Origin of the sequence: Nocardia sp. NPDC051052 (assembly GCF_044456045.1) — a bacterium.
Lineage (GTDB): Bacteria > Actinomycetota > Actinomycetes > Mycobacteriales > Mycobacteriaceae > Nocardia.
The window spans coordinates 240,764-262,933 of sequence record NZ_JBITFL010000006.1; the positions used below are offsets into that span (position 1 = coordinate 240,764).

A 22,170-nucleotide genomic window follows, 5' to 3' on the forward strand; every position below is an offset into this window, starting at 1 on the left:
CGCCGGTGAGCACTTCTCCTCGTAAGACCTTTGGCACTTCACGGCGTAAACCCGGGGGCCGGGAGCCAATCGGGATCACCCCTTAAGCCGGGGAGATCTGTCCTGACCCGGGGCGTCTCTCGACGTTCGGGGTCGCTGGCCTGTTTCCGTGAAGGAGCCTCAGCGAACGATCGGCACCTTGCGCTGGTCAGTTAACACCCAGACGGAAACATTGGCAACCCGGATGTGATCGCGATCGCAGCCGGGTTGCGAATTCCGTTGTGCCAGAGCGCAGCACGCGGTGCGTCAGGACCTGTACAGCGAGCGGTACGCGGTGATCACCGCGACGCAGTGGTCGATGATCTCGTCGCGGGTGGCCCGCAGCGAACCGTTGAGCCAGGCGGAGAACATGCCCGCGTTGCCGCTGGCCATGGTCACCGCGGCCAGCCTGCGCTTGACCGGATCGTCGATGTGCGAGAACAGGTGGTCCTGCATCAGCCGGGTGAACACCGGCATCACCGAGATGGTGGTCTGGCCGAGGCCGGTGCTGGAGTACGGCTCGACCAGGAACAGCCGGGATTTGCGCGGGTCGTCGAGCACCTTGTCGACCAGGATCTTGGCCAGTTCGCGGTCGCGGGTCGGCTCGTCGGTCGCGGCGAACGCGGTCATCGGCTGCAGGAACTCCTCGGCCACCTGCCGGTAGAGCACATCGAGGAGCTCGTCGCGGCTGGTGAAGCTCTCATAGAAGTAGCGGTCGGTGAGGTTGGCCCGGCGACAGACCGCGCGCATGGTGACACCGCTGGCGCCCGCCTCGCCGATCAGGTCCAGCGCGGCCTCGAGTAGCGCGGTGCGGCGCGCCTCCCTGCGTTCGGTGAGGGTCGTGCCGCCCCAGATCCGTGGGCCCGCGTCGTCGTCTGAATCCTGGCCTGAGTGCACCGCACCAGACTAGTGCCTGGTGGGCGGTGAGCCCGACGACCTACGGCCGACGGGCCGCTCGGTCTGCCGATGGTTGCCGCTCAGGGCAATACGAGGCAGACCGGGCCGAGGTTGACGCCGTTGCCGACGGTGGCCGCCGTGGAGACGAACGCGCCCGAATTGTGTACCGCGAAGACGGTGTGATTGCCGGGGAGCCGTGGCGTCCACTTCGCGGTTACCGTGCCGGAGCTGGGCACGGTGAGCCAGCCGCCGGGGTCGAAGGTGCCGGTGGCGTCGAAGAATCCGACTACGTCGCCGGGTGCCGCAGTGGCCGTCGCGATGTAGGTGCAGTTCGTGCCGAACGAGGTGGAGCTGCCGAAACTGAGCCCGGGCGCCACGCCGACGGCGGAGACCGCGGCCGGTGCGGCCGGCGCGGTGAGCACCAGGGCCGCGCTGATGGCACCGAACGAGGTCAGTGCGGCGGCGACGGATTTCTTCGACCGGTACATGAGGAATCATCTCTTTCGGGCGTTGACGGACAGCGCTGGGTTGCGCGCTTCGTGTGTAGTCTCCGCGCGACGCGAAAGAGACACGCGCGAAATGGCGGATGGCCCGCGCGCGTCACCCGCCGCTTTCCAGCGGCAGGCCCGCATCCCGCCAGGCGACGATGCCGCCGGCCAGGCTGCTCGCGTCGTAACCCGCCTGCTTGGCCAGGGTGGCGAAGCGCAGCGACAGCTCGCCCACCGGGCAGACGAACACCACCGGCCGGGAGCGGGGGAACGGGATGCCCTGGGCGAACATGTCATCGAGCTGGTCGTCGCGAATGTTGAGCGCGCCGGGCACATGCCCGATCCGGTAGGCCATCGAGCCTCGGGTGTCCACGATGGTCGGCTTGCCGGTGCGCTCCAGCTCGGCCAGCTCGCCGGGTGAAAGGGTCGGCGTGGCAGCCTGTTCCGTGGCGGTCGGCCGCGGCCTGCGGTCGGCGCGGTCGAACAGGTCGGGCCTGCGCTTCTTGATGTAGGACAGGTACGGTTCCAGCCGGTCGCAGACGATGAACACCGCGACTATCGGATCATCCGTAATATCCGACGCGGCAAGGGTTTCCAACGCGGCCGCGTAACTGGCGCCGCTGGTCGGTCCGGCCAGGATGCCGTAACCGGTGGCGAGGCGCAGGGTGGCGTCCACCGCGTGCCCGGCCTCGACGGTCACGATGTCGTCGTAGAAGTCGGCTTGGAACAGGCCGACATCCCACATCTCGCTCTCCGAACGGATCCCGGGAATGAAGTCGGTGCGGTCGGAAACCACGGCGACGGCACGTAATTCGGGATTGTGCTTGCGCAGATAGGTGGCGGTTCCCCTGGTCGACCCCGTCGTCCCGAGGCCGCCGATCAGGTAGTCGACCCGGTTGATGCCGTCGGCGGCGAGGTCCTCGTGGATCTCCCGGCCGGTGCCGTGGTAATGCGCCTCGATGTTCTTCTCGTTGGTGTACTGCGACGGGTGCGCGTAGGCGCCCGGCTGCTGTGCCATCGTCGCCTCGATCACCGAGTACACGTCGTTCGGCGTGGTCGGATCGGGGCACTCGGAAAGGCCGGGCAGCTCGACGATCTCGGTCGCCAGGAGCTGCAACAGATCTCGCACCTCGGCGACCTTGATCCGGTTGGTCACCGCACGCAGCCCGACGCCGTGCATCGCGCCGAGGATCCGCAGCGCCTTGGCGGTATTGCCGCTCGATGCCTCGATGAACGTCTGCCCGTTGGCCACGATGCCGTCGAGTTCGTCGCGGATCATGCCCCAGGCCACCCGGTCCTTGACCGAGCCGAAGGGGTTGCAGGACTCCAGTTTCGCGTACAGCTCGACATTGCGCAGGCCGTGCACCGCGGGGTCGAGTCGCAGCAGGGGAGTGTTGCCGATGAGTTCGGTGATGTGGTCGTAGCGCATCAGGGCGCCTCAGTGGGTATGCGCGGCGAACGCCGCGGCGCGATGTGGTGCGGTGGTGGCCCGAGGGGCAGATCCGGTTCGTAGTCGGCGTCGAGACAGACCTGGAAGTCGCCACCGCGATGCGCGACCGCCAGTTTGATCGGCGGCGGCCGCATCGAGGCCGTGGCCGCGGACAGATCCATGTGGTAGGCACCGGTATTCGGGAACACCACCAGATCGCCGGGACGCGGTCGCTTCGACAGCCACACTTTGTGATTGGTGATCAGATCGCGCTCCAGACAGAGTCGTCCGGCGAAATACACACCGACAGGGGCGGTTTCGGCGTTACCCTGCCGCGGCAGGATGACCGGATCGACCATGACCTCTTGGTCGGCCGGTGTCACCGCGTCACGGCTGAGATCGAGGTTGACCAGCACGGTGCCGTCGGCGACCTCCTTGACGAACTCGACCATGGCCACCGTCACCCCCGCGTGATCGAGCAGCGCCTTGCCCGGCTCCAGCCACATATCGAGGAGATTGTCCGAGACCACCTCGGCGACGGTGCGCCCACCGTGCCGATCCAGCGGCGCGGTGCACAGGTCGGCGAGCATGGTGGTCGCCGGAATCGTGTTGGCGTACTTGTGGAACACCGGTATCCCGTGCACCGCGCCGCCGGCGACGTGATAGCCGAAGGTGTTGCTGCCCCAGCTCATCGGCTCGCCGCGGCCGAGTAGCGATTCGCGCAGCGCGTGCACGTAGCCGTCGAATCGATCGGCGTCGGCGGTGAAGACCTGACGGTAGCCGCCGCCGATATTCAGCACCGAGGGCGCCAGCCCGTACCCGTAGGCCTGCTCGACCAGCGCCAGGCAGGCGTCGATCGCCCGGATCCGCTCGCCCGTGTCACCGGAGTCGAGATGAAACGCGAAGCCTAGGAAGGTGATTCGGTCGCGGTGCGCCGACAGCAGGTCGAAGGCGCGCTCGATCTGCCCGAGCGGCACCCCGAAACGGCTCACCTGTCCCTCGTCGAACCCGGAAACCCGAAGCAGCACCGGCACTTTCGTGCGCTCACCGGCCAGCTCGGGGATGCGCGCCAACTCCCACAGGTTGTCCACGTTGATCGTGATGCCCCGATCGATCAGATCACGCAGGAAAACCTCACCTTTCGGCCCGGTCACCTCGATGCGCCGCGGTCCGAACCCGGCGGCGACCGCGCTGGCCACCTCCTGCGGCGACGCGGCATCGATGGCGATCCCGGCCCTCGCCGCCGTACGGACCACCGACTGAGATTGATTCGCCTTGTGCGCGTAGCAGATTCGGTGCCGCGCCAGCAGGCGATCGAGCACCGCGCGGAACTGCGCGAGGTTCTCCGCGAATACCTGCGGGAACACCAGGTGCACCGGCGAACCGAACCGGTCCAGCGCCGCCGCCACGGCGCCTGGGGTATCGAGGAAGGCGCGCACCAGCGGATCGATCTTCGCGGGCAGCGCCGGAATCGGTGCCGTCATACCGCGGATTCCGACGGCACGGCGCCCTCGGCCGCCACCGCGGGCCGGTCGGCGACCGGGTTGTAGCCGCCGTCCCGAATGGCCTCGAAGGCCCTGGCGCGGTTGCGCGGACTGCGGAACTCGGCGATCACCCGCTTGCTGATCAAATCGATCTCGACCACCCGGATATCCATCGACTCCAGCACCCCACCGATCGTCCGCACACAGTGCTTGCACGTCATATCCGGCACATAGAACACCTGATCCTCGGCGGTGGCCGCTCGATCGGCGGTGTCGCCATCGAGTTCGGCACTCACCTCGACGAGCTCGCACCGCCCGGCGACCTGGGCGAACACCGCGACGAACTGATCGACCAGCAGCGGCAGAATGCTGTAGTGCCCGCCGCCGAGGTGATGCGGCATCGCGGCCAGACAGGCCGGCCTGGTCCCCGCGGGCAGCAGCGCGTACTGGCGGGAGATGAGGTCGAGTTCCTCGTGATACTTGGCCAGCGCCGCCGGAATGCTGAGACCCTCCACGTGGGTGGCCCGGCGCATCACCGTGTGCGCGTCGGCGATGGTGGCGTCCTTCATCGCCCGCAGCGTCGCCACGGTCTCGGCGGAGTAGCGCACGGTGCCGTCGGGCTGCGCGATGAGGGTCACCGGGATCATGCCGCGCCGATAGGTCGAGGCCTGCAGTTCCCAATACCAGCGGGTGGCGACGGCGGCGAACAGCCCGGATTCGTGCATGCCGAGGGCGAATTCGGCGGCGCTGCGATACGGCGTCTGCCTGGCGAGCAACGCGTGCTGCGCCAGCGCCCGCCCCGCGGCCTCGATGCCGACCCGGAAGATATCCATCGGGTCGTGGTCGGTAGTTGTGCCTTCCAACATCGCGTGGTCACGCGGGCCGAGCGCGGAAACCCGTTCGGCGAACGCGGTATTCGCGTCCAGCGCGTGCCACAGCGCCAGCACCGTCTCACGCATCGCGATCGGCACCAGCGGGCCGAGGCCGTCGGCGCGATAGTGTCCGGTGTTGGGGATGCCGTCGCTGTCGGTCCAGGTGATCCGGTGGGTGGCGCTGGTGACCTGATACGACCGGCACGGTCGCATGAAGCGCTCGAGGTACAGCCGCTGGGAGTAGGTGAGGTGACTGTTCGGCTCGGTATGCAGTGCGGTGCAGGTGAATTCGATCCTGCGGCGGCCGGGGGCGGGCACCGGCGCCGCGAACAGACCCGGCTGCGCCAGCCCGGCGAGTACCCGGGACGCGGCCCGCCGGTCGTAGCGCGGAGTGTCCATGGTCATCTGACCTCCTCGGCAATCGTCGTGACGCACTGGGTGAATCGGTCGATCTCGTCGATGGTGTTGTAGATGTGGGTGCTGACGCGCACTGAATCGTCGGCGTCGGCGAGCCGGTGATCGAACGCGCTGTCCTTGACGGCGACGGTGCAGTGCAGGCCGGTGCGGACCAGGAAACCCAGCTCGCTCAGCACGAATCCGAGGTCGGTCGCGGAGATGCCGTCGAGGGTGAAGGAGACGATGCCGTAGCCGTCCGCGCCCGGCGCATGCGCTGGGCCAGGCAGGAATTCGAGCCCGCAGATGGGGCGAAGACCGTCGATGAGCCGCGCGGTGAGCTCTCGATTGTGCGCGGCGATGGCGCCGATATCGAACGACTCCAGCACCTCCAGCGCGCTGCCGAGCGCGAGGATGCCCGGGACATTGTGGGTGCCGCCCTCCAAGAGCGCGGGCATCGCCGCAGGCACCAATCCAGCCTCGCTCACCAGCACCCCCGAGTTACCGCCAGGTAGGAATGGCACCAGCGTATCGTGGACTCGCCTGTGGCAGTACAGGATTCCGGTTCCCGGTGCGCCGAACATCTTGTGCGCGGCGAAGATCGCGAAATCGGCGCCGAGCTCGGTCACGTCCACCGGCACGTGCCCACCGCTCTGGCTGCAGTCGAAGCACAGCAGAATCGACGGGTCGAGCAGGCCGCGCAGCGCGGCGAGCGTAGTCAGGCCGCCGTACACATGATGCAGATGGCTGGTGGTGATCAACCGGGTGCGCGGGGTGACCTTGGCGAGGATGTCGGCGGTGTCGGCCTCGCCGGTGCCGGTCACTCGGTAGGGGACCAGCTCGATCCGGCGCCCGAACCGCGCGAGCAGGCCGCGCAGGTGGTACCAGGGGTGTACATTCGACGCGTGATCGGCTGGGCTGTAAAGGATTTCGTCGCCGTCCTCCAGCACGGCCAACCCCCAGGACAGGGTGACGGCGTTGAGCGCCGCGGTCGCGCCACCGGTGAAAACCACCTCGTCGGGATACTCGGCGCCGATGAAGGCCGCGGTGCGATCCCGGATTCTGCTCAATCGGGTGGTCAGGCTGGTCGCCCACGGGTAGGTCCCACGCCCGGCATTGGCGGTTCGTGAGCTGTGATAACGATGAATGGTCTCGATGACCGGCAGCGGCTTCTGCGTGGTCGCGGCGCTGTCCAGGTAGATTTCGGTGGATTCGGCCAGGGCGGGAAAGAGCTTCCGAATGCCGGCTGGAGTCTGCGTCGACGCTGCCGATAATCGAGCGGCCGATGGCCGCGCGACATGCGACCTCGAGGCATGGGATCGCAACGTGACGCTCCCTCCGCAAAACCCGTTCACAAGCTGCGTTGGACGCCACCCACGATACGCACTTTTGGTAGCGTCTTCGAAGGTTATCGAGGGCAACGGCTTTCACACGCTAAGGTGGAGACCATGGCTTTGACCTTGAAAGAGCGTCAAGAGTTCCTCGCGCAGCCGCATATCGCGGCGTTGTCCGTGGCAGGTGGACCCGGTCGGGGCCCGCTGTCCGTCCCCATCTGGTACCAGTACGAGCCCGGATCCGAGCCGTGGGTGACGACCGGGGCCGACTCGCAAAAAATCCGGTTGATCAAAGAGGCCGGGCGGTTCACCCTGATGGTGCAGCGCACCGAACCGACCACTCGGTACGTCTCGGTGGAGGGCTCGGTGTCCAAGATCGTGCCGCTGACCGACGAACTGCATATAGAGATGGTCAAGCGCTATCTGAGCGGCGACGCCGTCGACAATTACCTGAAGCAGGCGGCAGACTTCGGCGATCAGGTCGCGGTGTACCTGCGGCCCGAGCACTGGCTGTCCGCGGACCTCGGCAGTCTCTGAGGGCCGCGGCAGGCTCAGTACTTACCCTGTAGGTACTCGACCAGGTGCTGCTTCTCGGTGGCCAGCTCGGAGATCGCGCTCTTCACGACATCGCCGATGCTGACGATGCCGATCAACCTGCCCTGATCCACCACCGGCAGGTGCCGAATCCGGTGCTCGGTCATGGTGTTTCGCAGCCCGTCGACCTCGTCGTCGGGCGCACAGGTACGCACGTCGGTGGTCATGATCTCCGATATCGGCGTGTCGAGCAGCTCCGCGCCGCGCGCGTGCAGGTTGCGCACCACGTCGCGTTCGGAGATTATTCCGACGATCCCTTCGCCGTCACGTGACACGACAACAGCACCGATATTGTGCTCGGCCAACGTGGCCAACAGGCTTCGTATTGTCGTGTCGGGTGCGACCGTGGCGACGTCGCTGCCCTTCCTGCGTAAGATCTCGGCTATTCGCATTTTCACCATCCAGATGTCCGCGGCAGTTTCAGGATCCCAAGGTTCCGCTCTGGTGGCTAGTGCCCTGTCACACGACTGTCACAGGCGACGGGTGACGCTGTTGTCCAAATCGCGGGCGAGCAGGGCGATGGCCGCCTGCGAAATCCCGGCCGAAGTGGCCAGGTCGATGGTGGTGAGCTGCGCGATCCGGCGCAGCCGGTAATCGACGGTATTCGGGTGCACATACAGCTGACGGGCGGTGAGCTGGCGATTCATGTCGTTGCCGAGGTAGGCGCGCATGGTCTCGAACAGTTCGGCATGCGCCTCTAGCGGGTCGAGGATGGTGGCGATCCGCCGGGTCGCCGGGCCGCCGCGGGTCAGTTGATATTCCACCGCCAGGTCGGCCATGTGATAGAGGCCAGGGGGCTTGCCACCCACCCGCACCAGATTGAGCAATTCGTGTGCCTGGTCGGCGGATTCGGGAACTTCGTCGGTGCCGCTGGCGACGACCGTCGCGGTGAGCGGCACCTCGGCGGCCTCGGCTAGTCGGGTCAGTGTCTCGGCGGTCATTGTGGTGTCGTCGCTGTCGCCCGCCGGAATGAGCATCGTGCCGCCCTTGGTGCTGAGCAGCGCGAGCGCGCGCGAGGCGAACACGGTGGCCAGCGCGGATTGCAGCCTGCGCAGCTTGCGGCGGGCCGCGACGTGCGCGTCGACCCGCGAATCGCGTTCGTCCGGGTGTTCCGAAAGGGACAGGGCCACCACCTGATACGCGTCGGCGATCGGGATACCAGCCTGCCTGGCGAGCGCCGAACTACCGCGTCCGCTCAACAGCGCGGAGGCCAGGGTCTGCGCCGCGGTCTGGTGTTCCTTGGCGACCAGATGTTGTTCGTCGACGTAGGCATCGGCCACGGCGGCGGTGACCGCCTCCAGCAGTTCCAGCATGAGATCGGTCGCGACCAGCAGTTCGTCGAGGTCATCGGCCCTGGCAGGCGCGGTGACCAGGCCGAACGCGATGCGCACCCCTTCGTGGTAGCCGCGCAGAATGGTGCTGAGCGGCACGCCTTCTCGGGCCCACTGGGCCGCGGCCTCGCGGACCTCGCCGAATTGTTCGTCGCCGGGAACGGTGCGCCGGTCGAACATCTCGGCGACCAAACCCAGGCAGCTGCGGGTGAGTTTGGTGACGTCGCCGCGTAATTGTTCGCCGGGAAGAGAGCGGCACGGTGCCATGCAGGTGGCGAAATATCCCACCATTCGCGAGGCAACTCGGTCGGTGTTCTGCAGGGGCACCGAAGCCGGCTGGCCACCGATTTCGAGCGCCGTGTCGGACGAATCGGCGGGAAGATGCAGCGCGGAGAAGGTCATTCGGTCGCTCCATTGCCACGTCGGGCGTAATAGAACTGTGCCCGAATCGTTCGGCTCACTATACGAAAGGGTGCTGCGCCGGGGGAGTTATCGGCGAGATCCATTGGGAGCCTACGGCATTATGGGGTAATCCGTTCGTGACATCCCACGGTGCCGGGACATCGGCGCGCGCGCACGCTATGCTGCGTGCAATGTTCGGCTGGCTCGAACATCGATGTGTGCCAAAGGGTTCGAACGACTATTCGTCGTCGAGGCCGGCGGAGAGGTAAGCCGCCGCGGCGAGCCACTGCCTGCACTGCGGGCCGTGTACCTCGTGGGCGGACAGGATGTCGCGCGCCAGCCGGTAGGTAAGGCCGGGTGGTTCGACACCGCAGTCGGAGACCTGGACCGGAGCGGGACACTGCCGCAAAGTCTCGACGCCGGTGCCGATGACGGCAACCCGGCGGGGAGTCCGGAATGGCTGGCTCATTCGACCGCCCCTCGCGTGTGGCGTGTGGGAAAGTTGCTGTGTAGGCGCCGCCGGCTCGAATCTCCCTGCGTACCTCCCCGATATGGGTCCGATTCTATGCCGCCGTAGCTTACAGATGCAAGTACATTTGCACAGACGGCCACGATGAACGTGGGCCGACATCGATCGGAACGGCAGTCGTCGCCGGCCACCGTTCGCGTCTCGGATCGAGCTACGCCTTGCGAGCTACTGCGCAGTAGGCAGAGATCGGCCTGGTCAGGGCCTTGTAAGTAGCGTCGGTCAGCCACTGGGTGATCGAAACGGCGCCGGGCTCAACGAGTTCCAGCCCGTCGAAGAAACCGCGGATCTATCGTTCGGGGCGCGAAACATACGGCGCGTCGCCGGGTTCCGGAGTAGTTCTCGCACAGCCTGCACGTACTCGGCGCTGTCGTCCGACCGGCGAGGTAGCTGCCGGATGGCATGGCGTCCATTACCGTCCGCGCGATGCGCGTCGGCTCCGATGCGCGTCGGCTCCGATGCGCATCGGCTCCGATGGGCCGCGGCGTGGCCGAGCACGCCCATGAGCATCGCGCCGATCCGCTTGTCGAGGTCGCGCACGTGCTGCGCCGAGGCAGCGATGCGCTCGGGATCGTTGTAGTCGGCCTTTATATAGGTGGTCGCGCCTTCCCCGTGGTGTTGGTCGGCGATGTCCGCGACTGGACAAGCGCCGCCGGATCTTGCGGGATCACGGGGCTGTTGTCCTCGTCAGGCATGGGGTTCGGCCCCGCAGGACGCCTGTGCGGCGCGTGCCGGAGGTGCGCACCGGGGTGATGTCGCGAATGACTGTTACTTCCAATTCGCTTTGTGACAGTACAAGATTCACCTATGTAGGAAGGTCCCGAACGGCCTCCTGACCAGTCGGTTCTTTGGGCGAAACACTGGCGCCTCAGATCCCGGACCGGATGGTCCGAAATAGTAGAGGCGCGGTGGCGAACTTCGTGCTATCGTCCAAACTGTTGGTGCAAATGCAAGAACGTTTGAGCGTGCAGATGCACGAACCAAATGACCCGAACGGCGTAACCGAGGAGTGGGGAACATGTCGGATACATCCATCAACAAGATCACTGGCACCTGGCGCAAGAGCACCTACAGCAACCCGAGCGGTAACTGCGTCGAGGTCGCCGAGGCGTCCAACGGCGAGGTAGCTATGCGGAACTCGCGCGATCCCGAAGGTGGGACGCTGTTCTATACCCGTCCTGAAATCGATGCGTTCGTTCGCGGCGCGAAGGCCGGGGAGTTCGACTATCTGACGAGTTGAGCGGTAACATAGGCGATCGGTGCGGTGTGTTTCGCGACAGGTGGTTGTGACACACTGTGGGCAACCCCCGAGTATCGGAGACGAACTCAATGATCGCTGAACCCGACGACGATGGTCAGGTGCATCCCGTTGTCGCGGAACGTGGTCCGACAGTGCTTCGCATCGCACTGGGCGGCCAGTTGCGCAGGCTGCGAGAGGCCAAAGGAATCACCCGAGAGGCCGCGGGCGATGCCATTCGTGGCTCGCACGCCAAGATCAGTCGTCTCGAGTTGGGCCGCACCGGTTTCAAGGAACGCGATATCCGGGACCTGCTGTCGCTATACGGCGTCAATGACACCGACGAGCGCGAGCGGTTCCTCGATCTGGCCAGGCAGGCGAACGAGCCCGGTTGGTGGCATCGCTACAGCGACCTGCTGCCGCAGTGGTTCGGCACCTACCTCGGTCTCGAACAGGCAGCGAGCAAGATTCGCACCTACGAGGCGCATCTTGTTCCCGGACTACTGCAAACCCCCGAATACGCCAGGGCGGTAGTGGCGCTCGGGTACGAGGATGCCGACACCGATCGGCGGGTCCAGGTACGTCAACGCAGGCAAGAGATTCTGCATCGCTCGGATCCGCCGATCGTGTGGGCGGTAATCGATGAGGCGGCGTTGCATCGGCCGGTCGGTGGGCCACGGGTGCATCGCGAGCAGATGGAGCACCTGATCCAGCTCGCCGCACTGCCGACGGTCACCGTGCAGGTGTTGCCTTACTCGGCGGGTGAACATGCCGCCGCGGGAAGCTCATTCAGCATTTTGCGCTTCGCTGAGTCCGAGCTACCCGACATCGTGTATCTCGAACACCTGACCAGTGCGCTGTATCTCGATCGGCGGCAAGACCTCGCGCTGTACCTGTCGGTGATGGACCGGCTCAGCGTGCAGGCCGAGCGGCCGGAGAAGTCGGTGGAAATCCTTCGGAAGTATGCCGAGGGTTACGGTAGCTGATCGCCCGCGAGGGGATCATTGTGAAGCGCGTCAGTACAGATAGACCAGAATGCCACGCGTCACGAAGCTGGCCGTGGTGGTCTGGTCTGAGTGCTGTTCGGGGCCAGCTATCGTGCAGGCGTCAGACGGCTGCGTGCGATTCTGCGCGACAAAGACATTCGCCAGACGCACTGCGCTATCCGGCGTGCGCTACGCGGCCATACGCGCGATCAGCCATCAAGAATAGACGGTTACGCGTCACTACACCGTCGCCCGACCGGGCGATGAGCGCCGGTGGCGCAGGGCGATTCGGTGGGGGAGACCGACGCGGTTGTGCGCCCGGCGATTTCATGCCGACACCGACCAATTGCAGGTGGGCACAGTGCCATTCACCGTGGACGCGGCATCATGAGCTGCGGGCGCGGTGTAGCTCAACGCAGGTGCGACGCGATTCTGTACGAAGGCCTCGGAATTCGGCACGGGCGTCTCGGAAATTGGCACGAGTGCCTCGCAATGCGACACGGGCACAATATAATTCGAACTGGGCGCCTGGCAGCTCGTTACCGGCGCGAAGTAATTCTACCCGGGCGCATCATCATGCGGCGCGTGCGTCGTCTGATGGCTCGATCCGGCTCCGCGCCCAATTGTCTTGTGCCGCAAACCCTGCGCCCGAGGGTAGATCATCGCCAGTGGAGCATGTTGGCTCAGCGCTTGCGGTACAAGGCAATTCGGCGTCCGCCGGACATCGGGATGCCCGGAAGTCTTACAGCCTGATGAAGCTGGAGGCAATCCGCCAGAACGTCGAGGGCTGCATGGTGTGGAAGTCCCAGTCGTCGACCACGTCGTGCGCGGTGGTGACGATCCGGTCGATGTCGAAATCGTGCCGGGTGGCCGCACCCTTGGACTCGACGGCATCGATGACGAACGCGACGGCGGTTTCCCGCGAGTACGCGGTGTTCCTTTGGCCGCTACGGGCCGAGGGTGTGCTCATTTTTGTACCGTTCGCTGGCTTGTCGACCAGTGCGGCGGCGGCTATTCCGAGCCGAGCGCCGGAAAGTGGTTGGTTCATTCGAACGCCCCTGACGTTTGGCGGCGGCGGACCCACGGCGATTTCGGCCTTCGGCTCGACCATCCGGCCTCCCCTGGTTGTCCCCTGTAAAGCGTTGCGCGACTGAGTTTAGGTCGCTGCACCTTTCATATGCAAGTACATCTGCACGATCGATTTGCAAGCGCACATGCGGGTTTAGGCGTCTGCAAGTTTGCTGACACGGTGTAGCAATAAGACGGTCAGTTGGCAAAAAGGACGTCTGTGCTGTAGTGAATCTGCGTTCCGGGTTCCACGTACTTGTCCGCGGCGGCCCGCATCGCCAGGAAATGTTCGGTGAAGCGGTGCGCCTCGGCGGCCTCGTCATCGGTATAGAGCTGGTAGAGGAAGAATCGATGCGGGTCGAGGCGGTCGGCGCAGACATCGAAGCGTAGACAACCCGGCTCGTCTCGCAGCGAGGAGACGGCGCTGCGCGAGATGGCGTCGAGGAAGTCGGCGCGCGATCCCTCCCGGATTTTCATGGATACGATGCGGCTGAACAAGGTTGCTCACTCCTAACGAGAAGGTGAACGTCAATCGGTAAGGGGGGCGGCACCCGCGGAATTGGTACCGTCCGCCAGCGCCGCCACCGCCCGGTCGATCGCCGTGTCGCCGGAGACGAGCTCGAGTGTCGCGCCCGCGGTGTGCGTCGCGGGGAGCAGTTCGGCGAGTACGGCGGCAACGTCGGCGCGGGCTATGTCGCCACGCGAAACCGGCGGCGTGGCAAGGGTGACCAGACCGGTAGCCGAGGTATCGACCAGGCGGCCGGGCCGCAGGATCGTCCAATCCAGCGCGCGCTTGCGCAGGTCGTCCTCGGCCTGCGTCTTGGCGTCGATATAGGCGGCCCAGATGTCGTCGCTCCCGGGTGTGGGAGGTTGACCGGCGCCCATCGTGGAGATCTGCACGAAACGCCGTACGCCCGCCCGTTCGGCGGTGTCGGCCAGCCGGACGGAGCCGTCCCGGTCGACAGTGTACTTCCGTTCGGCACTACTGCCCGGTCCCGCGCCCGCCGCGAAAACCACTGCGTCCGAGCCACGCAGCGTGCTGAGCAGGTCCGCCGCGTCGGCGTGTTCCAGGTCGAGCACGGCGGGTTCGGCGCCGACGGCGGTTATGTCGGCGGCCTGATCCGGATTGCGGATGAGCGACACCACCTGGTCGCCGCGGCGGGTCAGCAGTTCGGCGAGCAGCAGCGCGATCTTTCCGTGTCCGCCTGCGATGACAGTGCGCATGGGTCGGTCCTTCCGATCGGGGGTGGTCCGGACTCAGCGTTCGGGGCCACCCGGGTTGCAGCGCGCATCGACGGTGGCCTGGTAGCCGACCGCCGGACGCCAGGGTTCCAGATTCCAACTCGGTTTGTCCGGTTGGACCAGCCGCGCCCAGGTCCAATGGCAGACGAACTGGTCGCGCATGCCGGGGGTGTCCGCGTCCGGTGCTTGTTCGAGCACTTCTTGCCAGGCGCGTTCGTCGGTGCCGGGGAAGCTGGTCTGCCGTCCGGCGGGTGTGGGGTAGACGAGCAGCCGCGGGCCGTCGACGGCTTCGGTCCAGTCGGCGTGGTCGATGAGCGGTAGGCCGGCGAAGGGGTCGACGGTGGGCGCGGTGCGCGGTGCCGCGGACGTCGGCATCGGTGTCGCGGAAATCGTTGTGGTCACGGCGGATACGGCGGCGGGTTCGCTCGACCCGCAGGCCGCCGCCGTCGGCAGCATTGCGGCACAGAGTAGTACGGTCGTTCGGGCGTGGAGTACAACAGGCATGCGAGTCGGCCGGTTCGGGTGTCGCACTCCGGCTCCTTTCGCGTTGGGCTGGGTCGCCCGGCGCTGTCCTTCGAGCCTAGCGACCGGCCGGTACCTTTGACAGTTTTCCTACCCGCAGCCAGCCTAGCTATACCCTGCGGCAGCTACGGAAACGTCGTGCCTGCCCGCCGCATAGGCCACCGATTGTGGTGGCTTGCCCCAAGATCGTGCGGTCGGGATAGTCGGTCGATGATGTGTGCACGGATCATGGCGGGGGCGGCCGGGGTCGTGATCTCGGTGGGTGTCGCATTGGCGCCACCGGCGGTGGCGGGTACGGGCGAGGCACCGGGGACGGTGACGAATCAGGTGGAACTGGCCGGGCGTTTCCGGGTGGACGGCGCCGCGACCGCGGCGCGGCTGACCTACTGGTCGCGCGGGCCACGCGGGCCGATGCAGAGCACCGGAGTCGTCTACGTGCCGCCGGGCCCGGCGCCGGCGGGCGGCTGGCCGATCGTCGCCTATGCGCACGGCACCACCGGCATCGCCGATCAGTGCGCGTTCACCCTGGAACCCCGCGTGTACTACCTGGATTCGCTGTACCCCGAGCTGCTGCGGGCCGGGTACGCGGTGGTGATCTCGGACTACGTCGGGCTCGGCACGCCGGGCACGCATCCCTATCTGGACGGACCTTCGCAGGCGCGCAGCGTGATCGACGGTGTCCGGGCCGCCAGGGCGGTCGCGCCGGAGTTGAGTACCCGATGGGCGGTGCTCGGCCAGTCGCAGGGCGCGCAGGCCGCGCTGTTCACGGCGCACCTCGGGCCCGTCGACGCGCCGGAACTGCAGCTGCGCGGCGCGGCGGCCACCGGCCCGCCGTCGAACCTGGATCTGCTGCTCCCGCTGGCCGGGCCGTGGATTCCGCGCCTGCCGCTGGAGAAGACCCCCGCCTACGTCGCCATGCTGCTGGCGGGATTGCGGGCCAGCGCACCGGAACTCGATGTGGACAGCTACCTGACGCCGATCGGCGAGGACGCGCTGCGGGTGGTGGAGACGGAGTGCGTCACCGAGGCCAACGCCCGTCTTGCCGACGTCCCGATCGGCGCGATGCTGGCCAGATCGCTGAATGATCCGGCGCTGACGTCGGCGGCCAGGGAGATGATGCGAATACCGACCGACGGGTACACGATTCCGCTCTTCGTCGGTCAGGGCGTGACCGACATGGAGGTGCCGCCGCCGCTGACCGCGAAATTGGTCGCCGAGCTGACCGCGTCGGGCACCGACCTCGAAACCCATCTGTACCCGGGCGATCACCTCGGTGCCGCGCGGGCGGCGCTGCCCGACGCGGTTGCCTTCCTACGTCGCGTCCTCGATCCCGTTTAGGTCGTCGGAATGGCACTCGCTGCCGACTGGCGTGCGGTGCTGCTGCGCAGAATGCGCTGAAACGTGGCGACTCTCGCCGCATGTCCGACGAAACCCGCTCAGTGCCAGAGCGATCGGCACGGGAGTCGGCGCAACCCTGGGCGCAGCATGCCGTCCACCGTGACCGTGAGTCCGGCATGCATGGCGGCGGAGGTGAATTCCCATGCCTCGGTGCTGCTTGCCGCGTACTCGAGGACCATCGCGTCGTCGGGGGTCGGGCCGTCGAAGTAGACGGTGACGCGTCGCGTGGGTACCTGGTCGATATCCTCGCGGTAAGCGAGTTTGCGCGCAGTGCCGTCCATGCCACCGTCTCCTTCCGGGCCGGGCGCGGCATCCGCGCCGGTTACCTGTGAAAGGTAGAGCCGCGACATGGAGGAGAACATGTTCCGTCTCGTTGGCTGGACATGTCACAGGGCGGGCTCGCGACGGTGGGGCGGTGTCACGAGCGAATGCGCCGAATCATCACAGACTGGTCGCTCCAAACTTGTGAGTTCTCAACATGATCGCCACGCGATCTGCCGCTCGGTGCCGAAATTGTCGAGGATGAGTCACAACGTTGGACCATTCGAGAGGCACCTATCGATGAGTCAGGCCCTACGTTCGATGAGCAGGGCAGCGACCCGCACACGATTGGCTCGCGCGTTCGGCGCGATGGCGGCCGGGCTGGTGCTCGTCGCCACGATGGCCGGACCAGGCCACAGCGCACCCCTGTATCCCGCACCGGACCCGGATCCCTTCTATGCGACACCGGCGGATATCGCGGACAAGAAGCCGGGCGATGTCCTCGCGACCCGCGTGATGCCGCCGCTGCTGATCTTCCCGGACACCACGGTCACCGTGGTCCGGTTCCGCTCCACCAGCTCCGAGAACCAGCCGATCGCGGCGACCACCACCGTGCTCACCCCGCGGGTGCATGCGAAGGACAGCCCGCTGCTGTCCTTTCAGCACATCATCAACGGACTCGGTGCCGAATGTTCGGTCTCCAAGGTCCTTTACACCGGCGACCCGAACCTGATCGTCCGTGAGGCGCCGGGCTGGAATGTGCTGCTGCAGCGCGGCTGGACCGTCGCACTGCCCGATCATCTCGGCCCGAATTTCGCCTACGGTGCCGCCAAGCTCGGCGGCCAGATTACCCTCGACGGCATCCGCGCGGTCAAACAGGTGGCCGAGCTCGAGGTGGCGAAGAGCAAGGTGGCGATGGTCGGCTACTCCGGCGGCGGCATGGCCACCGCCTGGGCCGCGGCGCTGCAACCGACTTACGCGCCGGATCTGGACATCGCGGGCGCGGCCATGGGTGGCGTGCCGATGAATCTGGTGAAGATGCTGGAGTCGCTCGGCCTCGGTTCGCATCCGGTGTTCGGGTTGGCGCTGGCCGCCGGTCTCGGACTGGAACGCGAGTATCCCGACCGCTTCCCGCTCAGCGAGCAGCTGAATGATCGTGGCCTCGCCGCCCGCGCGCAGATGGCCAACAGCTGCACCAACGACATCCTCTCCGCGGGCGCCGGGCACGGCGCGCTCGACTTCGCGAAGACGACGTCGATGATCAACGACGGCACCGCACGCGGCGTGGTGGAGGAGAACAGCCTCGAGCTCTACGACGGGGTACCGAAAATGCCGGTATTCGAATGGCATTCGCCGATCGACGGGCTGATCCCGGTCGACGCGGTGGTGAATACCGACAAGCGCTGGTGCACCGCCGGTGCGAGGGTGCAGACCGAACAGATCCCGGTGCCCGATCACCTCACCGCTGCGGTGCTCGGCATTCCGGACGCGCTGAATTGGCTCGACGCCCGCTTCCGAGGGGAGGCCGCGCCAAGCAACTGCTGAACGCGAGACGGGGCATTCGGCTCGGTTGTTGCGGTTCGGCCACGTGTCACACACAACTCGGTCGTTTCATCGCGTCGTGGCGGGTACGGCGGGTTAGCCTGACTGTCTGGTACAACAGGGGGCACTTTCGGGGAAAGCCGCATCGTCCTGGGTGCCAGGTGAACCTGACGTCCGCACCCAAAGGCGTGTGCCATGAGATGCTTTCCTGCCATTGCCGTGGCACTCTTGATCATCTGCCCGACAGTGACGGGGCGGGCGGTTGCCGAGCCGCTGCCCGGGCCACCCGCGCTACCGGAACTGCCCGCGCTGCCGCAGTTTCCGGGTCTGTTCCCGCCGCCACCGGACGGCGGTTCGCTGCTACCCGGCCTGCAGAATCTGATCGATCAGGTGATCCCGCCCCCGCCGATCGCGTCCGCGCCGCAGGAGCCGTCGCCGATGTGGGAGGCGGCCAGCATGCCGCCGCCGCTGATCGCGCTGCGCGACGCGGCGCTGCCGGGGAACATCGGTGATCCGATGTTCGATGCCTGGCCGGCGAACCTCGCGGACTTCGCCGAGGGCCAGGTCATAGAGTCACGTGACATTACGGCGACGACCGCGCCACTCATGCTGCTGCCGATCCAGCGCGCGCAGCTGCTGAAATTCCGGACCACCGACGCGCACGGCGAACCGTCCTATGCCACTGCGACACTGGTGGTTCCGGCCGCGGCCTGGCCTGGCGAGGGCCCACGCCCGGTCGTGGTCAACAACCTGCCTATCGACGCGCTCGGCCGCACCTGCACCCCCAGTTACACGCTGTCGCACGGATTCAACCCGGACACCAGCGCCACCGATTTCATTCCGCCCACCACCTACGTCGCGGCGTTGCGCGGATACGCGGTGCTCATTCCGGATCATGAGGGCCCCTGGATGGCCTATGCGGAGCCATACGTCGCCGGGCACGCGGTACTCGATTCGATCCGCGCGGTGCGCGGCCTGCTCCCGGCGGAGTTCGGCGCGAGCAAATTCGGCATGACCGGTTACTCGGGCGGCGCCATCGCCACACACGGTGCGGTGAAACTGATCGATAGTTACGCACCGGAATTGGCGGACGTGATCGTCGGTGCGGCGCTGGGCGGCGTGCCCGCGGACTACGAGATCCTGGCGCGCAGCATGAACGGCAACCTTGCCTCGGCGGTGTTCATGGCGGCGGTCTTCGGCATCGGCCGGGAACGCCCGGAGATCCTGGCTCGGATGAACAATCTGGCCCAGTGGGTGGTGACCTCGCCGGCGAAGGACCTGTGCGGCAGCACCTACGGATTGATCGGAGTGCTCATGCTGCCGATCGATATCGCCGCGAACATCCCCGACCCGCTGCACTCCGGGGTGGCCGACGAGATATTCCGGATAACCAAGATGGCGGATATGAAATCTGGTACGCCCCTCTATATCTATAACGGCGAGCAGGAATTCTGGATCCCGGCCGAGGGCGCTCGCAATCTCTACCTCGAGCAATGCAGGCTCGGCGTGCCCTCGGTATATCGCAGCGTGCTCGGCGAGCACCTTATCGCGGGCGGCCTCGGCTATCCCGAGGCGATGCTGTGGTTGGATCAACGGCTGCAGGGTGTGCCCGCGCCGAATGAGTGCTGACCGTTTGCCATTCACCGGTGTGTCGTCAAGTCCGCTAGATAATTGGTGTTAGCGTTTGCCGCGTTTGCCGCGATCTATCACGGACGACCCTTCTCCCCGATGTCGGTCGGGCCAAGTCCGGACCTGCCGCCCCGGCGGTGCGACTCTGCCGCGTTTCGGTATTGTGGGCCGGTCCGGGCGAGCTCGACGCCAGGATTCGCGAAAGAGGCACATGAACGACATCACGACCACCGCGTCCGAACAGGCACTGGCCTTGGTGGGCCGGCAGTACCGGATGACCGAGCACTACGAGGTAGGGCGCGAGAAGATCCGGGAATTCGCCCGTGCGGTGCACGAGCGGCATCCGGCGCACTGGCACGAGGACGCCGCCGCCGAGCTGGGGTACGACGCCCTGCTCGCGCCGCTGACCTTCACCTCGATCGTGCTGATGTTGATGCAGCGCAACATGTTCGAGTCCGTGCTCACCGCCTACGACATTGGCCAGGTGCTGCAGACCGAACAGTCGATCCAGGTGCACCGCCCGGTGCTGGCCGGCGATCAGCTGCATTGCGTTTCCTACATCGAGTCGTTCCGGCAGTTCGGTGACAAAGACTTCATGGTGACCAAGAACCTGCTCACCAATCAGCACAAGGAACTGCTGCAGACCGCGACCTCCACCGCGGTCGCGCAAACCGGCGTGGATATCGCCACCGACCTGCGGGCCGCGGTCGACGGCGTGATCATGAGCGGGCAGTCGACGGCCGACCGCACCGACGTCGCGACCCAGCGGGTCACCCTCGGCGCGGAGGCGGGCGTTGTCGAGTGCTTCGACGCACCCGCGCAGGCCGACCCGCTCGATCACCGACGGACACCGCGTACCGTGCCGAGCTTCGACGAGCTCGCCGTCGGCATGGAACTGCCCGTGCGTTCGATGCCGTTGTCCCGCGGCGATTTGGTGAATTACGCGGGCGTGTCCGGTGATTCGAATCCGATCCACTTCAGTGATGTGGTCGCCCGCAGCGCGGGCCTGCCCGATGTCGTCTCGCACGGTCTGCTCACCATGGGCCTTGGCGCGGGCTACCTGACCTCGTGGCTGGGCGATCCCGCCGCCGTCACCGGCTACGGCGTGCGGTTCGCCGGTTTCGCGCCGGTCGCGGCGACCAAGGCGAGCGAGATCGAATTCCGGGGCAAGATCAAGTCGCTCGACCCCGAGCGGCGCATGGCTACCGTCGCGCTCACCGCGACCTGCGACGGCAGGAAGCTGTTCGGGCGCGCGACGGCGGATGTCGCGCTGCGCTGACGCGGACCGGTGCTTCCGCCCAGATTTCGCGTTCTGGGCGGGCAGTGGACTCGCGGCCCGATTTCGGCACAGAGTCTTTGGTCAGTAGAAACAGACAAGGTTCGCATGGCAAACTTTAGGAATGCGTCATTTGGCGGCTCGACAACCGGCTGATTCCCCGATAGCCCACGGGGTGAGTCCGGCAGGCGGGCCGACCGTGCTGCGGATGGTGCTCGGCGGCAGGCTGCGCAAACTTCGCGAGAACTGCGGGATGACCCGTGAGGACGCGGGCGAGGCCATTCGCGGCTCGCATTCGAAGATCAGCAGGCTGGAGCTCGGCCGCACCGGATTCCGGGTGCGCGATCTGGTTGATCTGCTCGACCTCTACCAGGTCACCGATCCGATCGAGCGCGAGGAATACCTGGAACTGGCGCGGCAAGGCAACGCGTCGGGCTGGTGGCATCGCGACAACGACTGGCTGCCCAAGTGGTACGACACCTACCTCGGCCTGGAGCAGGCGGCCACGCTGGTGCGCGCCTACGAACCGCGGGCGGTGCCCGAGCTGCTGCAAACCCCCGATTATGCTCGGGCGCTGCTGTCGTTGGCCCACTCCGGCGAGCCGCAACCCTCGATCGAGCGGCGGGTCGCGCTGCGCATGCGCCGCCAGGAGATCCTCGACCGGCCGAACCCGCCGCAACTGTGGGTGGTCGTCGAGGAGGCGGCGCTGTCGCGCCCGATCGGCGGCTCCACCGTGTGGAACGAGCAGATCGATCACCTGCTGCGCGTCGTCGACAAGAAGAACGTCATCGTCCAGGTGCTGGCCGACCATGTCGGCGGGCCCGCGCTCGCCGATGGCGCGTTCACCATCCTGCGCTTCGCCGAGGCCGATCTGCCCGACATCGTCTATTTGCAGCAGCTCACCAGTGCGCTGTATCTGGACAAGCAGGCCGACTTGGACGCGTATCGCGCTGTGGCGAACCAGCTTTCGGTGCACGCCGCGCCGCCGGAATACACCATCTCGCTGCTGAAAGCGCTGCGCCGCCGTCAGCCGCCGATCCTCGATCAGCCGTCGAGCGGCCACCGGGTCTGACTTCCGCTGCGCCACCATGATTCGGCTCGGCCGAATTGGGCATGTGACAGATGAGACGAATGCTCGTATCGCGCTGAGTGCGGGCCCGCCCCGGCTTTGGTAACCCCGACTCGGTCAGCACTGGGCGCGAAGTATTGTCCCAATGGGACAATAAGGTGGTAAACTGAGC

23 protein-coding genes and 1 riboswitch are annotated in these 22,170 nt (G+C 66.4%); of the genes, 8 read left to right on the forward strand and 15 right to left on the reverse strand.

The window, feature by feature from the left end; genetic code table 11:
- Positions 1-8: 8 nt before the first annotated feature.
- A riboswitch (M-box (ykoK) riboswitch) is annotated at positions 9-178 on the reverse strand.
- A 107-nt stretch (positions 179-285) separates the two neighbouring features.
- The 6 genes from ACIBCN_RS22295 to ACIBCN_RS22320 form a co-directional block, all read right to left on the reverse strand.
- Complete coding sequence (locus ACIBCN_RS22295; protein WP_396993537.1) at positions 286-915, reverse strand: TetR/AcrR family transcriptional regulator; 630 nt, start codon at positions 913-915, stop codon at positions 286-288.
- A gap of 80 nt (positions 916-995) precedes the next feature.
- A complete protein-coding gene (locus ACIBCN_RS22300; protein ID WP_396993538.1) occupies positions 996-1,403 on the reverse strand; it encodes a hypothetical protein in 408 nt (135 codons plus the stop codon).
- A gap of 112 nt (positions 1,404-1,515) precedes the next feature.
- Complete coding sequence (locus ACIBCN_RS22305) at positions 1,516-2,832, reverse strand: pyridoxal-phosphate dependent enzyme (RefSeq protein ID WP_396993539.1); 1,317 nt, start codon at positions 2,830-2,832, stop codon at positions 1,516-1,518.
- On the reverse strand, positions 2,832-4,316 hold the full coding sequence (locus tag ACIBCN_RS22310; protein ID WP_396993540.1) for an alanine racemase: 1,485 nt from the start codon (positions 4,314-4,316) through the stop codon (positions 2,832-2,834). Before ACIBCN_RS22310 ends, ACIBCN_RS22305 begins: the two co-directional genes overlap by 1 nt.
- Positions 4,313-5,593, reverse strand: coding sequence for a heavy metal-associated domain-containing protein (locus ACIBCN_RS22315; RefSeq protein ID WP_396993541.1), 1,281 nt, complete (start codon positions 5,591-5,593; stop codon positions 4,313-4,315). The genes ACIBCN_RS22310 and ACIBCN_RS22315 overlap by 4 nt, the downstream gene beginning before the upstream one ends.
- Positions 5,590-6,906 carry an aminotransferase class V-fold PLP-dependent enzyme gene (locus ACIBCN_RS22320; RefSeq protein ID WP_396993542.1) on the reverse strand — a complete coding sequence of 439 codons (1,317 nt, stop codon included), beginning with the start codon at positions 6,904-6,906 and terminating at the stop codon, positions 5,590-5,592. Before ACIBCN_RS22320 ends, ACIBCN_RS22315 begins: the two co-directional genes overlap by 4 nt.
- A 123-nt stretch (positions 6,907-7,029) precedes the next feature.
- On the opposite strand from ACIBCN_RS22320, the gene ACIBCN_RS22325 reads away from it, so the two are divergent.
- The gene (locus ACIBCN_RS22325; RefSeq protein ID WP_396993543.1) at positions 7,030-7,452 is read left to right on the forward strand and encodes a pyridoxamine 5'-phosphate oxidase family protein; all 423 of its coding nucleotides are present in this window, start codon (positions 7,030-7,032) and stop codon (positions 7,450-7,452) included.
- Positions 7,453-7,466: 14 nt separating this feature from the next.
- Here the strand turns inward: ACIBCN_RS22325 and ACIBCN_RS22330 are convergent, their stop codons facing one another.
- The 4 genes from ACIBCN_RS22330 to ACIBCN_RS22345 all read right to left on the reverse strand — a co-directional run bounded on the left by ACIBCN_RS22330 (position 7,467) and on the right by ACIBCN_RS22345 (position 10,057).
- Entirely contained in the window at positions 7,467-7,901 is a 435-nt protein-coding gene (locus ACIBCN_RS22330) for a CBS domain-containing protein (RefSeq protein ID WP_396993929.1), read from the reverse strand.
- A 78-nt stretch (positions 7,902-7,979) separates the two neighbouring features.
- Positions 7,980-9,242: a PucR family transcriptional regulator gene (locus ACIBCN_RS22335; protein ID WP_396993544.1), complete on the reverse strand. Its 1,263-nt coding sequence runs from the start codon at positions 9,240-9,242 to the stop codon at positions 7,980-7,982.
- A gap of 238 nt (positions 9,243-9,480) precedes the next feature.
- Positions 9,481-9,711, reverse strand: coding sequence for a hypothetical protein (locus ACIBCN_RS22340; protein WP_357388460.1), 231 nt, complete (start codon positions 9,709-9,711; stop codon positions 9,481-9,483).
- Positions 9,712-9,922: 211 nt separating this feature from the next.
- A complete protein-coding gene (locus ACIBCN_RS22345) occupies positions 9,923-10,057 on the reverse strand; it encodes an SAM-dependent methyltransferase (RefSeq protein WP_396993930.1) in 135 nt (44 codons plus the stop codon).
- Positions 10,058-10,786: 729 nt separating this feature from the next.
- On the opposite strand from ACIBCN_RS22345, the gene ACIBCN_RS22350 reads away from it, so the two are divergent.
- Both ACIBCN_RS22350 and ACIBCN_RS22355 read left to right on the forward strand, forming a co-directional pair.
- On the forward strand, positions 10,787-11,008 hold the full coding sequence (locus tag ACIBCN_RS22350) for a DUF397 domain-containing protein (RefSeq protein ID WP_396993545.1): 222 nt from the start codon (positions 10,787-10,789) through the stop codon (positions 11,006-11,008).
- 89 nt (positions 11,009-11,097) lie between these two features.
- Positions 11,098-11,991, forward strand: coding sequence for a helix-turn-helix domain-containing protein (locus ACIBCN_RS22355; RefSeq protein ID WP_396993546.1), 894 nt, complete (start codon positions 11,098-11,100; stop codon positions 11,989-11,991).
- Positions 11,992-12,733: 742 nt separating this feature from the next.
- On the opposite strand, the gene ACIBCN_RS22360 is transcribed toward ACIBCN_RS22355, so the two are convergent.
- From ACIBCN_RS22360 to ACIBCN_RS22375, 4 genes are all read right to left on the reverse strand, one after another.
- The gene (locus tag ACIBCN_RS22360; RefSeq protein ID WP_396993547.1) at positions 12,734-12,961 is read right to left on the reverse strand and encodes a hypothetical protein; all 228 of its coding nucleotides are present in this window, start codon (positions 12,959-12,961) and stop codon (positions 12,734-12,736) included.
- A gap of 296 nt (positions 12,962-13,257) precedes the next feature.
- Complete coding sequence (locus ACIBCN_RS22365; RefSeq protein WP_396993548.1) at positions 13,258-13,557, reverse strand: putative quinol monooxygenase; 300 nt, start codon at positions 13,555-13,557, stop codon at positions 13,258-13,260.
- Between the two features lie 30 nt (positions 13,558-13,587).
- Entirely contained in the window at positions 13,588-14,283 is a 696-nt protein-coding gene (locus tag ACIBCN_RS22370) for an SDR family oxidoreductase (RefSeq protein WP_396993549.1), read from the reverse strand.
- Between the two features lie 33 nt (positions 14,284-14,316).
- Complete coding sequence (locus ACIBCN_RS22375; RefSeq protein ID WP_396993550.1) at positions 14,317-14,757, reverse strand: DUF2599 domain-containing protein; 441 nt, start codon at positions 14,755-14,757, stop codon at positions 14,317-14,319.
- A 276-nt stretch (positions 14,758-15,033) separates the two neighbouring features.
- Between ACIBCN_RS22375 and ACIBCN_RS22380 the strand changes: the two genes are divergently transcribed.
- On the forward strand, positions 15,034-16,161 hold the full coding sequence (locus ACIBCN_RS22380; RefSeq protein WP_396993551.1) for a lipase family protein: 1,128 nt from the start codon (positions 15,034-15,036) through the stop codon (positions 16,159-16,161).
- 98 nt (positions 16,162-16,259) lie between these two features.
- On the opposite strand, the gene ACIBCN_RS22385 is transcribed toward ACIBCN_RS22380, so the two are convergent.
- Complete coding sequence (locus ACIBCN_RS22385; protein WP_396993552.1) at positions 16,260-16,583, reverse strand: hypothetical protein; 324 nt, start codon at positions 16,581-16,583, stop codon at positions 16,260-16,262.
- Positions 16,584-16,803: 220 nt separating this feature from the next.
- Between ACIBCN_RS22385 and ACIBCN_RS22390 the strand changes: the two genes are divergently transcribed.
- From ACIBCN_RS22390 to ACIBCN_RS22405, 4 genes are all read left to right on the forward strand, one after another.
- Positions 16,804-18,027 carry a lipase family protein gene (locus tag ACIBCN_RS22390; RefSeq protein ID WP_396993553.1) on the forward strand — a complete coding sequence of 408 codons (1,224 nt, stop codon included), beginning with the start codon at positions 16,804-16,806 and terminating at the stop codon, positions 18,025-18,027.
- A gap of 192 nt (positions 18,028-18,219) precedes the next feature.
- Positions 18,220-19,653 (forward strand): lipase family protein, encoded by a 1,434-nt coding sequence (locus ACIBCN_RS22395; protein ID WP_396993554.1) that lies wholly within the window; start codon positions 18,220-18,222, stop codon positions 19,651-19,653.
- 211 nt (positions 19,654-19,864) lie between these two features.
- Complete coding sequence (locus tag ACIBCN_RS22400; protein ID WP_396993555.1) at positions 19,865-20,932, forward strand: fused (3R)-hydroxyacyl-ACP dehydratase subunits HadA/HadB; 1,068 nt, start codon at positions 19,865-19,867, stop codon at positions 20,930-20,932.
- 205 nt (positions 20,933-21,137) lie between these two features.
- Positions 21,138-22,001 carry a helix-turn-helix domain-containing protein gene (locus ACIBCN_RS22405; protein WP_396993931.1) on the forward strand — a complete coding sequence of 288 codons (864 nt, stop codon included), beginning with the start codon at positions 21,138-21,140 and terminating at the stop codon, positions 21,999-22,001.
- Positions 22,002-22,170 lie beyond the last annotated feature (169 nt).

Coding starts and splice junctions, on each gene's coding strand:
- ACIBCN_RS22300 (WP_396993538.1), bottom strand. CDS start 1,403: ATGTACCGGTCGAAGAAATCCGTCGCCGCCGCACTGACCTCGTTCGGT.
- ACIBCN_RS22305 (WP_396993539.1), bottom strand. CDS start 2,832: ATGCGCTACGACCACATCACCGAACTCATCGGCAACACTCCCCTGCTG.
- ACIBCN_RS22310 (WP_396993540.1), bottom strand. CDS start 4,316: ATGACGGCACCGATTCCGGCGCTGCCCGCGAAGATCGATCCGCTGGTG.
- ACIBCN_RS22315 (WP_396993541.1), bottom strand. CDS start 5,593: ATGACCATGGACACTCCGCGCTACGACCGGCGGGCCGCGTCCCGGGTA.
- ACIBCN_RS22325 (WP_396993543.1), top strand. CDS start 7,030: ATGGCTTTGACCTTGAAAGAGCGTCAAGAGTTCCTCGCGCAGCCGCAT.
- ACIBCN_RS22330 (WP_396993929.1), bottom strand. CDS start 7,901: ATGCGAATAGCCGAGATCTTACGCAGGAAGGGCAGCGACGTCGCCACG.
- ACIBCN_RS22335 (WP_396993544.1), bottom strand. CDS start 9,242: ATGACCTTCTCCGCGCTGCATCTTCCCGCCGATTCGTCCGACACGGCG.
- ACIBCN_RS22340 (WP_357388460.1), bottom strand. CDS start 9,711: ATGAGCCAGCCATTCCGGACTCCCCGCCGGGTTGCCGTCATCGGCACC.
- ACIBCN_RS22350 (WP_396993545.1), top strand. CDS start 10,787: ATGTCGGATACATCCATCAACAAGATCACTGGCACCTGGCGCAAGAGC.
- ACIBCN_RS22355 (WP_396993546.1), top strand. CDS start 11,098: ATGATCGCTGAACCCGACGACGATGGTCAGGTGCATCCCGTTGTCGCG.
- ACIBCN_RS22360 (WP_396993547.1), bottom strand. CDS start 12,961: ATGAGCACACCCTCGGCCCGTAGCGGCCAAAGGAACACCGCGTACTCG.
- ACIBCN_RS22370 (WP_396993549.1), bottom strand. CDS start 14,283: ATGCGCACTGTCATCGCAGGCGGACACGGAAAGATCGCGCTGCTGCTC.
- ACIBCN_RS22375 (WP_396993550.1), bottom strand. CDS start 14,757: ATGCTGCCGACGGCGGCGGCCTGCGGGTCGAGCGAACCCGCCGCCGTA.
- ACIBCN_RS22380 (WP_396993551.1), top strand. CDS start 15,034: ATGATGTGTGCACGGATCATGGCGGGGGCGGCCGGGGTCGTGATCTCG.
- ACIBCN_RS22385 (WP_396993552.1), bottom strand. CDS start 16,583: ATGTTCTCCTCCATGTCGCGGCTCTACCTTTCACAGGTAACCGGCGCG.
- ACIBCN_RS22390 (WP_396993553.1), top strand. CDS start 16,804: ATGAGCAGGGCAGCGACCCGCACACGATTGGCTCGCGCGTTCGGCGCG.
- ACIBCN_RS22395 (WP_396993554.1), top strand. CDS start 18,220: ATGAGATGCTTTCCTGCCATTGCCGTGGCACTCTTGATCATCTGCCCG.
- ACIBCN_RS22400 (WP_396993555.1), top strand. CDS start 19,865: ATGAACGACATCACGACCACCGCGTCCGAACAGGCACTGGCCTTGGTG.
- ACIBCN_RS22405 (WP_396993931.1), top strand. CDS start 21,138: ATGGTGCTCGGCGGCAGGCTGCGCAAACTTCGCGAGAACTGCGGGATG.